The organism is Otoolea muris, assembly GCF_943193115.1.
GTDB classification, from domain to species: Bacteria; Bacillota; Clostridia; order Lachnospirales; family Lachnospiraceae; genus Otoolea; species Otoolea muris.
Genome location: NZ_CALPCY010000060.1, coordinates 15,224 through 28,162 on the forward strand (window position 1 = coordinate 15,224; position 12,939 = coordinate 28,162).

Consider the following 12,939-nt stretch of genomic DNA (forward strand, 5'->3'; position numbering starts at 1 on the left):
ACTGTAAGGAGGGCATGGTTTTATGAAAAAAATATCCCGTTTTATCAGCCTGGGGCTTGCGGCAATGACCGCTTTTTCCATGACGGCCTGTTCGTCAGGCGGCGGCGCGGCGGCGCCCACACAGGGAGGCCAGGCGGCGCAGCCGGGGAAGGCTCCGTCCGCCGGAGCGGTTACAATCAAGTTTTCCCTGTCGCAGGCGGCTACAGAGCCGGCAGTCCTGGCTGCGAACGCCTTTAAGGAGGAGGTAGAGGAAAAATCGGGCGGGAGCATCGTTGTGGAGGTATATCCCGACAATCAGCTCGGCTCGGAGCGGGACGTAATTGAGGGACTTCAGCTTCACACCGTGGAGATGGTGGATCCGGCCAATGCGGTTCTGACCAACTTTATCGACGAGCTGAGCCTCTTTGAGCTTCCGATGCTGTTTGAAAACAAGGATCATGTATACGCTGTTCTTGACGATATCGGCATGAGTTATGCGCCTCAGTGCGAGGCCCAGGGCTTTAAGCTCCTCGGCTGGTTTGATATGGGCTCGAGGAATATCATGACCGTGAAAAAACCGATCGGGAGCATGGACGATCTGGCGGGCTTAAAGATCCGCACGCAGGAGAGCACAGCCAATATGGCCGGCTTCACGGCCTTTGGCGCAAACCCGACGCCCATGGCGTACAATGAGCTCTATACCTCTCTTGAGTCCGGCGTTCTGGACGGAGCGGAGGCAGCGAATACCAACTACTATCTGAAGGCTTTTTACGAGGTAGCCCCCAACTGGGCTGTCGTGGGCTGGCTGGAATGTGTGAATCCGGTTCTGATGGATCTGCAGTTTTATAATAAATTAAGCGATGAGCAGAAGGCCATCGTGGAGGAAGCGGCGGCGGATATGATTCAGCTTGAGAGAGAGCTTTACTCAAAATCAGAGGATGATTACCTGGAAGAGCTGAAAGCCAAAGGCGTAAATATCACATATCCGGATCGCGAACCGTTTAAAGAAGCTTCCCAAAAAGCGTACGAGCAGTTTGCCCCCAATGTAGGAGGTATGGACAAAATAGAGGCAGTCATCAACTACGGGCGTTAGAGCGTGTCTGAAAATTCTTTCCCGGGAAAACAGCGCCTGCTGTCTGCGCCCGGGGACAAATTGCAAAGCCGCGCAGCCATGGCTAATCTCTGTACATAAAGAAGGCTGCGGGGCGCTGCTTAACGGTTCGCTCCCCCTGAAACTGCGGGCTGCTAAGCAAGCGGCAGTCCGGTCTTATGGCCGGGCTGCCAAAACGATTCAGACTGTCTGGGTATTTACTGTGAAAGCAGCGAATCATCCAATAGCAGGACTGCGCAAATACTGCCTGAGGAGAAGAGTGAAAGAATTTGACAAAACCTTCACAATTTGTTTGTGCCTTGGAAAGGAATGATAAAACATATGAAATTTAACGGTCAGGAATTTTTAAATGAAAACGTATTCAGGAAGCTGAATGAAATGAAAGCCTTTCACCCCGGGCTTATCGAGGCAGAGGCGGCGTCCAGGGTAAGACCGGGCTTTCCCCACAAGCGGCTGGTCTTCGCCGCCGCGGATCACAATGCCAGGATGATCAGTGAATATAAGGGAAACCCTATTGGTTTAAGCAACCGCAGAGAGTATTTAACGCGTCTGGTGAGAATACTCACGAGCGATTCCGTGGACGGGATTGAGGCGACTCCGGATATCATAGAGGATCTGATGCTCATCAACCGGATCCGGAGAGAAGAGGGAGAAAAGGAATTTTTAAAGGGAAAGATGCTGGTCGGCGCCGTCAACCGCGGCGGCCTGAAAAATACAGTCTGGGAAATGGACGATATGCCGGCGTGCTTTACGGTTAAGCGCATAAAAAAGCTGAATATGGACGGCGTGAAATTCATGATCCGCCTCAATCCCATGGATGAGAGAAGCAAATATACGCTGCAATACTGCGCGGATACCATCAATGAGGCCGAAGAGTACGGCCTTCCGGTATTTATAGAAGCGCTCTATGTGGAGACTGCGGACAAGGGCTTTGTGATGAAGACGGACTCCGAAAGCCTTTGTAAGGTCGTGGGAGTCGTGGGCGCGCTCGGGTGTACCGGGGCCAATAAATGGATTGAGGTTCCGCTGAATGGGGAATACCATGTGCCCGTCTCCGCAACGACATGCCCGGTGCTGGTCGTGCCCGACGAGGCAGAGAGCGAGCCGGAGGCCGTGATCCGGGAATATACAAAAGAGATCGGGATAGCTGATCATATCAGGGGGATTCTCCTGGGGCGCAACGTTATGTATAATGAATCCGATCCGCTGCCCATTGCCGAGGCGATTGCCAGTAAATGGCATATGGCTTAAGGCGTTGCTGTCCGGACGCCGGCCATAATAATCGCTGCGTCCAGACAAACGAATGATTGAATTTATATACAAATTTCGGTATAATAGAAACAATGATTCGCCTCTGAGTATGATCTGCTCCAGAAGTGAATAGTAGAATATATCAGGGGGAGACAACAGCAATGCGAGACAGTGACATAGCTTATGAAAAGATTAAAATGATGATTATAACGGCCCAGCTTAAACCGGGCGAGGCCGTAGTGGAGGCCAGGCTGATGGAAACGCTTGGGATGGGGAGGACCCCGATCCGCGAGGCGCTGAACCGTCTGGCCTGGGAAAACTTTGTAAAAATTATCCCGCGCCAATGTATTATGGTAAACGAGATTTCGATTTACGAGGTGGAGTCCATCTATCAGATGCGTTTTGCCCTTGCTCCTCTGGAATCTGAGCTGGCGGCGCTCAACCGGACAGACTGGGATTTGGAGCATCTGAAAAAAGATATCGAGGCTCTGCGCGGGGAGACGGATCTGCAGAAGCGTGTTCTTCTGGATCGGGCGTTCCACAGGACGGTTTCCTCTATGACAAAGAACCCGTTTCTGGAAAAGGAAATGAATAATTATCAGGATTTAAGCATCCGCCTGCTGTTTTTAAACCAGGTGAATCTTTCAGCCATAGATGATATGGATATCGGTACGCACGAGGATATCTGCCGGTATATTCAGGAGAGGGATGTGGATCATCTGATCCAGGTCCAGAAAAACCACGTGCTGGAGTTTAAGAGAAAATTTATCCATTCATAATTACAGCCCGCGCCCTTCTGAAACGGAAGGGACTTTATAAACGAAAATTAATATATTATAAATATACTGAAAGGATGGTCAGGACATGAAAAAGATTGCGTTTATCGGAAGCGGCACGATGGGAACCGCTCTGGCGACGGCCGCCTGCAAGGGCGTTGATCCCTCAGAGGTAGTGGTAACGGATTTTGTGCAGGAAAAAGGAAAGGAGCTCGCAGACCGGCTGGGCTGCCGGTTTGTCCCCACAAATACAGAAGCGGTAAAGGCGGCCCATTATGTGGTGTTCTGCGTAAAGCCGCAATTCCTGAAGGGCGTGCTGGAGGAGGTAAAGCCGGCGTTTGAAGCATGCGCGGCGGCAGGGGAGGAAACGATCATTGTCTCCATCGTAGCCGGCGTGGAGGTTTCAACGTATGTGAAAGAGCTTGAGCTGGAGGGAAAGAATGCGCCGGTGATCCGGATCCTTCCGAATACGGCCTGCCTGATCGGAAAAGGCTTTACCCTGATCGAGCAGGGCGAAAGCTATACAAAGGAGCAGGAGGACGAATTCCGCTATATCATGAGGGAATCCGGCGGCTTTGACAGCCTCCCGCCCTCCCAGTTCGTGGCCGGCACGGTACTGACCTCCACATCGCCGGCATTTATCGCCATGTTTGCCAATTCACTGGCGGACGGGGGCGTGTACAACGGGCTCTTAAGGCCCCAGGCCAGGCGGTACGCGCTGGAGGGAATCCTGGGGACCGTGCAGCTTTTGCTGCAGAGCGACAAGCATCTGGAGGGATTAAAGGACGATGTATGCTCTCCGGCCGGGCCGGCGATGATTGGGGTGAAGACGCTGGAGGATGCGGGGTTCAGGAGCAGCGTGATCAGTGCGGTGGCGGACGCTTATAAGAGGTTTGAGGAGATTGGGAGGCTGAAGTAGAAGGGGTTATTGCGGGAGGGGGAGACTGTCCGAAAACTCAAAGGATGGAAAATTTTCTCCCACTAACAATGAGAAAACAGGCATAAATTGCCAATACATCTCCCACTTTAATGCCGAAAACTGTAATGAAAATGGGATAGAGTCACATCAATTGTTAGTTTTCGGACAGTCTGGGGGGGGGTGAGAGAGCCGCCCTTGCCGGCTTCTATATCCAACAGAAACCCCGCTTCCGCTCGGAGAAAAGCGCAGCGGATGCTAAGCTCGAAAAGACCTCGCTAAGCACCGGCGGTTTTCTACGGGTTTCTGTTGGATATAGAAGCCGGCAAGGGCTATGTTATCGGCTCGCCGTGAGTTTTTATCCGCATATTTGGCATAGCTAATACAGCATTGCCTAAATTCTAGTGAATAAATCACTCGCTATCAACGCCCCCTGCACGCTGCGAGCTAAACGTAGGCACCACTATGCCGTCGCTTTGCAGACGCACAGATGACACCGATATCAAGCGATTTATTCACCGAAATTTAAGCAATGCTGTACTGGCTTTTTGTAATCCATCAATAAAAGTATTTCACCGCATCATTATATTACTTATAATATTAGAGGCAATACCACTTAATGTTCCTGTAAATAAATCAGGAAGATAATGCCGTACAATTTCTCTAGCTGAACTATTATTTTTTTGTATATCTAAAAGCATATTTTTAATTGTAGAATATTCTGCATCTGTTTTATTGAGTAAATTTACCTGCTCCTTTATTTGTATAATAAATTCATCAAACTGATCTTGCGTCATATTATTTAAAATCTCAGCCTGATTTCCAATCTTTACATTATTCATTCCTACATTTACATTACTGGTTGAATTAATTGTCATATTATTCATAAGTTTTGCCTGATCAGTTATTTCACTGTTGGTTATATTAATATTGATCCCCATATATTTTATCCTCCAAAATTAAATTTAATTATATAGAATACTTATTTTAGGAAAGCATTTCTGTATATAATCATATCAGTGATGCAATTGAATTCCTTAATGTAATACATTTTTATCATTGTGAAATAAATAAATCATTTAGTATCTTTGCATCTCCACTTATATTGCTATTACTGATATTTATTTTTATATTCTGTCCTTCTTTTCTTTTTTCAGCTATAATTGAACTTAATACTTTAAATACCTGGTCAAGAAATTTTTTATCATAAAATATAAAAGTAAATACCTTGCCGGAATTCATAAGAACAATCAAGCTTTTTTGCGTTTTTATAGTTTCATTTTCTTGATACCAATATGCTAAATACACACCCCCAGCTATTATACAAACAACGCCAATCCATCCCACAGTCTTAAATGAACATAACGCCATTCCTATCAAACACGTTATAACTGCCCCTAGCGGAAATGGTATTAATTCAAGTGGAACTGTTGAAACGCTTGAAATATTTGAAAGTTGTATCACCGATTCTCCCCATGCCATCGCATTTCCAACAATTCTTAATTGTGGTGTCTCAATACTTTTTTCCTTCTTTAACATTTTTTCCTCCGTATTTTATTTATTTTTGTTTAAAAATCCGTTGTCAGATTATTGTCAACAGATAATAAACCATATTAAATCATGTGTATGATACTTCCAGAATAACTACACACTATTTTAAATATACAATCATACCCATCATTCACTATACCTGTCTTTTTCCAGGAAAACACCATAAGGCCTGAATTATCTAAAATTATTCCTCATAATAATATTCTTCATAGTAATTGACATCCCATTCTCCATCGGATTCAAAGTAAAATAATTTGCCGTTAATATCATAAAGGCCCGTTTTCCCAAAAAACAGACTCTTCTTGAATCGTCTGTTGCGTTTTTATGTATGATACATTATTTGACGTTGAATTGTTATTATATATCGCGCCACTATTTGTATTTCCGCCAGAATATAAACAAACACTGTCTATATGTACATGAGGAGGGTTCCCATAATAATGAAAATGCTATTTCCCAATACACTCTTATTTTTGTTATCACGCTGCCCGCCAGAGGTATCCGTTCTTCATTGGATACGCTTTCGAGATAAAACCAATATTACTGTCACCAACCATAAAATTCTGACAGAAATTGATTCCAAGCACTAATATCAAACAAACAAGCTTTCGTCCTGATCCCATTATAGTCTCCCCTTGTATCATGGTCTTAATGATTCATTTTTAAAACACAATGTTAGTTTACCATATTATTCTTCATTTAAACAGACAGAACATATGTTTATGCATATAAAAGTAGTGTATATTACAGTGCTTAACAAAAAGAATTTGACTGAATCCAGACAGCTATTGACCGCATCAACAATGCGTACCTACAGGAGTTTGACTTAATCGAAGATGAATACGCAGAAACTAAAGACGATTTGTTTGAAGAGTTTAAAGCTAAGATAACCTCAAAATGGTTTCTGTTGTCATTCATATAATCCTGAATTTTCAAATACCTCTGAAAAAAACATGTGTTATGACCTGAGTTTGCCACTTCGATAGGCAGAAATGAGATCCTGACGGACTCCATTTCTGTTATAAGTATGCAATTTTTCCAGTTTTTATCATGCTTGCAAAATTATGAGAAAATATACTATATTTATGCCCTATATGAAAATTTTGATTTCCGTTTTGATATGCTTCAGTTTCACCCGGCGGTAAATTTTGCTGGCGGCCCTTTCACATTAACCATAACCCGCATTTACTTCACCGCTAAAAAAGACATTAGCTACAAACATCCCCATCGATACATAAAATAAGCCGAACCCGGGAAAACTTCTTTGCAAACCATGTCCTTTCTGATATAATGGATTCAGCGAAGGAGACAGGAGGTAAGAGCAGTGCCAAAAGAAGCGGACGACAGAAATACACGTAAAGCAAGTGAAAAAGCCGGTGTCGGGGAAGTGCAGATCGCGGACGAAGTGGTCGCGATTATCGCAGGGCTGGCGGCGACCGAGGTGGACGGAGTTGATTCCATGGCCGGCAATATTACCAATGAGCTGGTGGGAAAGCTGGGCATGAAGAACTTAAGCAAGGGCGTGAAGGTGGCTGTGACGGAAGCGACGGTCAGCGTGGAGCTGTCGCTGAATATGAAGTACGGCTACAGCATTCCCGAAGTCGGAGAGAAGGTTCAGGACAGGGTGAAAAGCGCGATTGAGAACATGACCGGACTGTCAGTTTTGGAGGTCAATATCAAGATCGCGGGCGTCAGCATGGAGGAAACCAGATAAAGACCTTGACGCGTCTGGAAACTTATGGTAATATGAACCTGTTAAAAGGGAGTAGTTGCAACATGTAATCAACATACCCTGGGCTGTGCGCCCATGGTTACATGCCTGTATGATATTGTAGAGGAATGAGACTTTTAGCATATGTAAATATGCTGGAAGTCTCTTTTTTTCGGCTCCGAAAAAGCCGGGGCATAATACAGGCCGGAAACAGCAATACTCTTATTAACAAGCGGTACGAAATAAACGGTACGAAACAAACGGTAAAGGAGGAATGAGCATGGATTATTTATTGGAAGGAATTATGTCAGTCACATGGGCGCAGCTTATTATGTATGCGGTAGGCGCGGCGCTTATCTGGCTGGCTGTGAAAAAAGAGTATGAGCCGGCGCTCCTGCTCCCCATGGGCTTTGGCGCGATTTTGGTAAACCTGCCCTTATCCGGCGTCATTGATCAGATGATGCCGGGAATCGGCGAGATGCACGGCGTGATTCAGTGGCTGTTTGAGACGACCATCGAGGCTTCGGAAGCGCTGCCGATTCTGTTGTTTATCGGAATCGGGGCCATGATTGACTTTGGGCCCCTTCTGTCGCAGCCGATCATGTTCCTGTTCGGCGCGGCCGCGCAGTTTGGAATCTTTTTTGCCATCAGCCTGGCCTCGCTGCTGGGATTTGATTTAAAGGACGCCGCATCCATCGGCATCATCGGAGCGGCCGACGGGCCGACGTCGATCCTGGTTTCCCAGATTATGCACTCCAATTATGTGGGCGCCATTGCGGTAGCCGCCTATTCCTACATGGCCCTGGTGCCGATCATCCAGCCAGTCGCCATAAAGCTGGTTACGACAAAGAAGGAGAGGAAAATCCATATGGCCTACAGCCCGAAGGCGGTGTCAAAGACGACAAAGATTCTCTTCCCGATTATTGTAACCGTCATCGTGGGGATGATCTCGCCGGCGTCCGTGGCTCTGGTCGGCTTCCTGATGTTCGGAAACCTGATCCGGGAATGCGGCGTCCTGCAGACGCTTTCAAACACGGCCCAGAACGAGCTGACCAACTTAATCACGCTTCTGCTGGGAATCACCATTTCCTTCAGCATGCGCGCAGACGACTTTGTGCGCGTCGATACCCTGGCCATTATGGCAATCGGCCTGGTGGCATTTATCTTTGACACCATAGGCGGCGTGCTGTTTGCAAAGCTGATGAACCTGTTTTTAAGAGAAAAAATCAACCCCATGATCGGCGCGGCCGGGATCTCGGCCTTTCCGATGTCCTCCAGGGTTGTCCAGAAGCTTGCCTCTGAGGAGGAAAAGGGAAATATTATTTTGATGCACGCGGTAGGCGCAAATGTGTCAGGACAGATTGCGTCCGTCATCGCCGGCGGGCTGGTTATCAAGCTGGTCAGCCAGTATCTGTAAGCGGGAGGTCTGATGATGTGGAATAATTTTTTGGTTTCTCTGGAAATTATGGGAAAGGGAATGGGCGGAATCTTTGTGGTGGTTCTGATCATCACGGCAGTTGTGATGATACTTGGGAAGCTGAAATAAGGTTTGGCGCCGCGGGCCAGCGTTTCGATACAGCCGTTCAGACAGCCTGAATGGTTACATTTCAGTTACAAAAAAAGGAAAGTCCAGTAAGAAAATGATCGGTTGATTTCCTCCTTTACGTCACATACTAAGATTGCTGAATGGAATTAAAAAAGAAGGCAACAATTGTGTAAGGAGGAAGGAAAGGTGAGCGGAAAAAGAAGGTTTATACGATTTTTTGCGGCGCTTTTTTGGAGCGGTCTTGTGGCGGCCGGAGGACTGTCCTGTTTCTTTGTGTACCGGGCGGTTCCGGATCGGCTGAATGTGGTGGTGGATCAGGAGGAAAACTTTCATTTTTCGCTTCCTGTGAAGGTGTCGCTGCACAGTGAGAGCAAGGAAGTTCTTCTGAACAATGGTTCCAATATCCCGTCAGACGAAATTCATCTTCAGTTAAATGAGCCGTTCTCTCTTTACTCGGAAAATGAGGGAACCTACCGCTTAAATCTGAAGCTGTTCGGCGTGCTGAATTTAAAGGAGATTGAAGTTGCCGTCTCAGACACAAAATATGCCATTCCGTGCGGCGTGCCCATTGGAATTTATATGAAATCAGACGGGCTGATGGTGATCGGAACCGGCGAGGTGACCACCACCGCCGGGGATACGGTGGAACCGGCGGACGGGGTACTTAAATCTGGCGACTACATTGAGGCCATAAACGGGATTCCTGCCTTTGACAAGAGGGATATGATTGACGCGGTCAACGATGCGGGGAGCCGCCCGCTGACGTTAAACGTCCGCCGCGACGGGGAAGAGATGAAGGTCGAAATGACGCCGGTGCAGACCGCAGACGGCGATTATAAGCTCGGCCTGTGGATCCGGGACGACACGCAGGGCATCGGGACCATGACGTACCTGTGCACCAACGGAGACTTCGGGGCCCTGGGACACGGAATCAGCGACAGCGATACAGGGCTTTTGGTGCAGTCCTCCGGCGGCGATGTCTACGACACAGAGATCATGGGGATCGACAAGGGAACCTTCGGAAAGCCCGGCGTCATGTCCGGCGTGATCTATTACGGCAGCCAGTCCCGCCTGGGAAGCATAGAGGCAAACACAAACGAGGGCATCTTCGGCGTCGTAAACGACAAGCTCCGCAACCGCATCAAAAGCGACGCGGTCCCGGTGGGCTACAGGCAGGATGTAAAAAAAGGAGCGGCCTATATCCGCAGCAGCGTGTCCGGGGAGGTAAAGGATTACCGGATCGAGATCCAGAAGGTGGACTATTCAACCGCGCGCAAGAGTAAGGATATGATTATAAAAGTCACAGACCCGGAGCTGCTCGCCCTGACCGGAGGGATCGTACAGGGCATGTCCGGCTCGCCGATCATCCAGGATGGGAAGCTGATCGGGGCTGTGACACATGTATTCATCCAGGACTCGACCAGAGGGTATGGGATATTTATTGAAAATATGCTGGAGCATTGAGAGTGAGCAGGAGATAGTGAAAAGGAAGGCATTGGGAGCATACTCACATATGTCTTCCTTTTTGCTGTGGATTATGCGGCGGCTGAGGCAATTACCGGGTATGATGAAAGCGGCATAGCCATTATGGAACGCGCTGCTGATGTAGATGTTCACATTCCATTCATAATTTTTTAAAACACCGTTTACATAACCATCACGATTTCTTCATGATTTCATTCTATACTTTAACCATAGCAACCAAACAATGCTTATAAGATTTTTTTCATAATACTGAGCTGATTTTATTCAGCTCTCCTCCCTAAAAATAAAGAAGATGCCTCTCGCTGCTGGAGAGGCGTTTTCTTTTGTATGCATTGCATTTTCCGCTGCTATCAGCTACAATAGAGAATACCGCGCCTTCCGGATATGGATGCAGATCCGAAAAGCGCGACTCTACAGAATCAGCGAGGTTTTTATATGAATCAAAAAGAAATAAGCGAGCTGCGCCGCCGGTGGGGCTATGAGAAAAACGCTGTCAGCCGTATCTATGGCTGCTTTGTAAACGGCAGTAAGGAAATCGTCTCCAACCTGGACGAGTCCCTGGGGGCGATGTCCCAGGAGGAGGCGGAAAAGTATCTTGGCCTTTTGAAAAAAGCCCTGTCCGGAAGGCTGGGAAAGAATCTGATTGACATCGCGTTTTCGACGAAACAGGTGATGGAGGGCGACGAGCACCGTCTTCTCTGTGCGCTTCGCCAAAGCGCCTTAAAGGACGGGGAGGCGCGCAATACCTTTTATCAGAATGTGGTAAACAGCCTGGATATGGGCGACAGCAGCTATCTGCTCCTGCTGGCCTGCGACGCCTACGACGTTCCCCGCCGCGGGAGGGATGACGCGCTTGTCTCCGACGCTTCAGAGGAGGTATTTTCCTATATTCTCTGCTGCGTCTGCCCGGTGAAGCCCGGCAAGCCGGAGCTCGGCTATTTTCCGGGGGATAATGAGTTCCATTACACCACAGGGCAGGTGGTGTCCGCGCCGGAGATGGGCTTTCTGTTCCCTGCCTTTGACGATCGGGCGGCGAACATCCATAACGCCCTGTTTTATTCCCGCAAGCCAAACGAGATCCATCAGGAATTTATCGACGCCGTATTTCACACCGACCCGCCCATGTCCGCCGCTGAGCAGCGGGAGGCGTTTGAGGGCGCGCTGGCCGGCGCGCTTGAGGATACATACAGCGTAGAGGTTGTGCAGGCGATCCAGGAGCGGCTGACGGATCAGATCGCGCGTCATAAGGAGAGTAAGGATCCCGAGCCTCTTACCCTGGCCGTTGACGATATCGGCAATATCTTACGGGACTGCGATATTCCGGAGGAGCGGATAAACGTCTTTCAGGAAAGCTGCGGGGAACAGTTTGGGGCGGGCGCGGCTCTCAATCCCGCTAACCTGATTGATACAGGAAAATTTGAGCTTAAAACCGCCCAGGCATCGATCAGCGTCGCCCCGGAGGACAGCTACCTTCTGGAAACCAGAATCATCGACGGGAGAAAGTATATTTTGATACCCGCTGAAGAGGCGGTGGAGGTCAACGGCCAGTCTGTACGGCTGATGACGGACGGAGCGGGGGAGCGGATATAATGCGATCGGAATCTTAGAATGATGTGCCGGTTCTGCTTGCAATATGCGGCCTTTTAATGCCGTATTATACCTGATCGCGCCGAAATGGTTTGGCAGAGAATAAGGATGGAGGATAGAAAGAATGTACTATATTGTCATGTATGGTTCTGTCGGTGTGGCGCTTATTTCTATATTAATAATGGGCGTTAGCATGTTAATTACCCCGGCTGATAAAGTCAAATTAAAACCAGGGCAGGATCGTGATACCGTTGTCAGGAATATGCGAAAGCAGGGGAAGCTTTGTATTGCAGTATTTGTAGCAATTACAGCGCTGCTGGTATGGACAGTTGTTTCAGTAGGGGTTGATTATCTTCCGGGAATAGGTTTCTAAGGAATTGTGCAGAAATAACTTGTGCGGGCTGCGCGGGATTTTTCTGTACAGTTTCTAAGCTTTAGAGTGTATTTGAAAACTATTTCCGCCATCTGCACGTTGCACTTTGTGCTATATTTTTGTCTGAATCTTAAAATCATGTGTCGGTCCTGCGGATCAGATACAGGATTGGCACATGATTTTTACATATATTTTTTGGAAGATTCCATGTTGAGATGATCTAGGATGTTCTGTGGCTGGATGCCTAAATTCTTTAATTGTGGAAAACGTTCCTTCGATGCCCTGTTTAATGCCTTCCTTTATACCTTCTTTTTTATAGCCTATGCTTCATATACCAAAATTTTTCCGCCCATAACCGATCTCCTTCCTTTACTGGTTTCCTTTCCATATATTTAAAATGGTATTCGTAATCCGTTCGTCCTCATTGCCGTTCTGGCGGTTCAGGAAGTGTTCGCTTGGGGAAAAGACGATTTTTTCTGCCCAGAATAATGTTCCGAAGCTCTTGTTTATGATGGGAATGATCAGAGAACGATAGTCATTGAGCAGCTTGTGGAGCCCATCGTTATAAGGTATGCTTCCTGGATTCTCGGAGTTAACATGACGAGGTTGGTACCTTCACTCCGAGAGCCTCATATATTTTTGCCTGCTTATTG

The 12,939-nt window shown here is 47.6% G+C and carries 13 protein-coding genes; 10 read left to right on the forward strand and 3 right to left on the reverse strand.

Annotated elements, in window-relative coordinates; genetic code table 11:
* The first annotated feature begins 22 nt into the window (after positions 1 to 22).
* The 4 genes from NFS31_RS22665 to proC all read left to right on the forward strand — a co-directional run bounded on the left by NFS31_RS22665 (position 23) and on the right by proC (position 4,036).
* Positions 23 to 1,072 (forward strand): TRAP transporter substrate-binding protein, encoded by a 1,050-nt coding sequence (locus NFS31_RS22665; RefSeq protein ID WP_251500324.1) that lies wholly within the window; start codon positions 23 to 25, stop codon positions 1,070 to 1,072.
* A 339-nt stretch (positions 1,073 to 1,411) separates the two neighbouring features.
* Positions 1,412 to 2,341, forward strand: coding sequence for a Cgl0159 family (beta/alpha)8-fold protein (locus NFS31_RS22670; protein WP_251500327.1), 930 nt, complete (start codon positions 1,412 to 1,414; stop codon positions 2,339 to 2,341).
* A gap of 161 nt (positions 2,342 to 2,502) precedes the next feature.
* A complete protein-coding gene (locus NFS31_RS22675) occupies positions 2,503 to 3,120 on the forward strand; it encodes a GntR family transcriptional regulator (protein ID WP_251500330.1) in 618 nt (205 codons plus the stop codon).
* 85 nt (positions 3,121 to 3,205) lie between these two features.
* A complete protein-coding gene (gene proC, locus NFS31_RS22680) occupies positions 3,206 to 4,036 on the forward strand; it encodes a pyrroline-5-carboxylate reductase (RefSeq protein WP_251500333.1) in 831 nt (276 codons plus the stop codon).
* Between the two features lie 569 nt (positions 4,037 to 4,605).
* Here the strand turns inward: proC and NFS31_RS22685 are convergent.
* Positions 4,606 to 4,974 carry a hypothetical protein gene (locus NFS31_RS22685; protein ID WP_251500337.1) on the reverse strand — a complete coding sequence of 123 codons (369 nt, stop codon included), beginning with the start codon at positions 4,972 to 4,974 and terminating at the stop codon, positions 4,606 to 4,608.
* A 115-nt stretch (positions 4,975 to 5,089) separates the two neighbouring features.
* Entirely contained in the window at positions 5,090 to 5,572 is a 483-nt protein-coding gene (locus tag NFS31_RS22690; RefSeq protein ID WP_251500340.1) for a hypothetical protein, read from the reverse strand.
* 1,336 nt (positions 5,573 to 6,908) lie between these two features.
* Between NFS31_RS22690 and NFS31_RS22695 the strand changes: the two genes are divergently transcribed.
* The 6 genes from NFS31_RS22695 (at position 6,909) to NFS31_RS22720 (ending at position 12,286) form a co-directional block, all read left to right on the forward strand.
* A complete protein-coding gene (locus tag NFS31_RS22695; RefSeq protein ID WP_251500344.1) occupies positions 6,909 to 7,298 on the forward strand; it encodes an Asp23/Gls24 family envelope stress response protein in 390 nt (129 codons plus the stop codon).
* 277 nt (positions 7,299 to 7,575) lie between these two features.
* The gene (locus NFS31_RS22700; protein ID WP_251500348.1) at positions 7,576 to 8,712 is read left to right on the forward strand and encodes a sodium ion-translocating decarboxylase subunit beta; all 1,137 of its coding nucleotides are present in this window, start codon (positions 7,576 to 7,578) and stop codon (positions 8,710 to 8,712) included.
* A gap of 12 nt (positions 8,713 to 8,724) precedes the next feature.
* Positions 8,725 to 8,841, forward strand: a complete 117-nt coding sequence (locus tag NFS31_RS22705) for an OadG-related small transporter subunit (protein WP_331482830.1) — start codon at positions 8,725 to 8,727, stop codon at positions 8,839 to 8,841.
* Between the two features lie 186 nt (positions 8,842 to 9,027).
* Positions 9,028 to 10,305: a SpoIVB peptidase gene (gene spoIVB, locus NFS31_RS22710; RefSeq protein ID WP_251500351.1), complete on the forward strand. Its 1,278-nt coding sequence runs from the start codon at positions 9,028 to 9,030 to the stop codon at positions 10,303 to 10,305.
* 456 nt (positions 10,306 to 10,761) lie between these two features.
* Positions 10,762 to 11,916 (forward strand): DUF4317 domain-containing protein, encoded by a 1,155-nt coding sequence (locus NFS31_RS22715; RefSeq protein WP_251500355.1) that lies wholly within the window; start codon positions 10,762 to 10,764, stop codon positions 11,914 to 11,916.
* Between the two features lie 121 nt (positions 11,917 to 12,037).
* Positions 12,038 to 12,286: a hypothetical protein gene (locus NFS31_RS22720; protein ID WP_251500358.1), complete on the forward strand. Its 249-nt coding sequence runs from the start codon at positions 12,038 to 12,040 to the stop codon at positions 12,284 to 12,286.
* Here NFS31_RS22720 and NFS31_RS28415 read toward each other — a convergent pair.
* A complete protein-coding gene (locus NFS31_RS28415; protein WP_416389496.1) occupies positions 12,283 to 12,426 on the reverse strand; it encodes a DUF6783 domain-containing protein in 144 nt (47 codons plus the stop codon). The genes NFS31_RS22720 and NFS31_RS28415 overlap by 4 nt on opposite strands.
* Positions 12,427 to 12,939: the final 513 nt, after the last annotated feature.

Bases quoted from the DNA above. Each gene is read 5' to 3' on its own strand.
- NFS31_RS22665 (WP_251500324.1), top strand. From the start codon at position 23: ATGAAAAAAATATCCCGTTTTATCAGCCTGGGGCTTGCGGCAATGACC.
- NFS31_RS22670 (WP_251500327.1), top strand. From the start codon at position 1,412: ATGAAATTTAACGGTCAGGAATTTTTAAATGAAAACGTATTCAGGAAG.
- NFS31_RS22675 (WP_251500330.1), top strand. From the start codon at position 2,503: ATGCGAGACAGTGACATAGCTTATGAAAAGATTAAAATGATGATTATA.
- proC (WP_251500333.1), top strand. From the start codon at position 3,206: ATGAAAAAGATTGCGTTTATCGGAAGCGGCACGATGGGAACCGCTCTG.
- NFS31_RS22685 (WP_251500337.1), bottom strand. From the start codon at position 4,974: ATGGGGATCAATATTAATATAACCAACAGTGAAATAACTGATCAGGCA.
- NFS31_RS22690 (WP_251500340.1), bottom strand. From the start codon at position 5,572: ATGTTAAAGAAGGAAAAAAGTATTGAGACACCACAATTAAGAATTGTT.
- NFS31_RS22700 (WP_251500348.1), top strand. From the start codon at position 7,576: ATGGATTATTTATTGGAAGGAATTATGTCAGTCACATGGGCGCAGCTT.
- NFS31_RS22705 (WP_331482830.1), top strand. From the start codon at position 8,725: ATGATGTGGAATAATTTTTTGGTTTCTCTGGAAATTATGGGAAAGGGA.
- NFS31_RS22715 (WP_251500355.1), top strand. From the start codon at position 10,762: ATGAATCAAAAAGAAATAAGCGAGCTGCGCCGCCGGTGGGGCTATGAG.
- NFS31_RS22720 (WP_251500358.1), top strand. From the start codon at position 12,038: ATGTACTATATTGTCATGTATGGTTCTGTCGGTGTGGCGCTTATTTCT.
- NFS31_RS28415 (WP_416389496.1), bottom strand. From the start codon at position 12,426: ATGATTTTAAGATTCAGACAAAAATATAGCACAAAGTGCAACGTGCAG.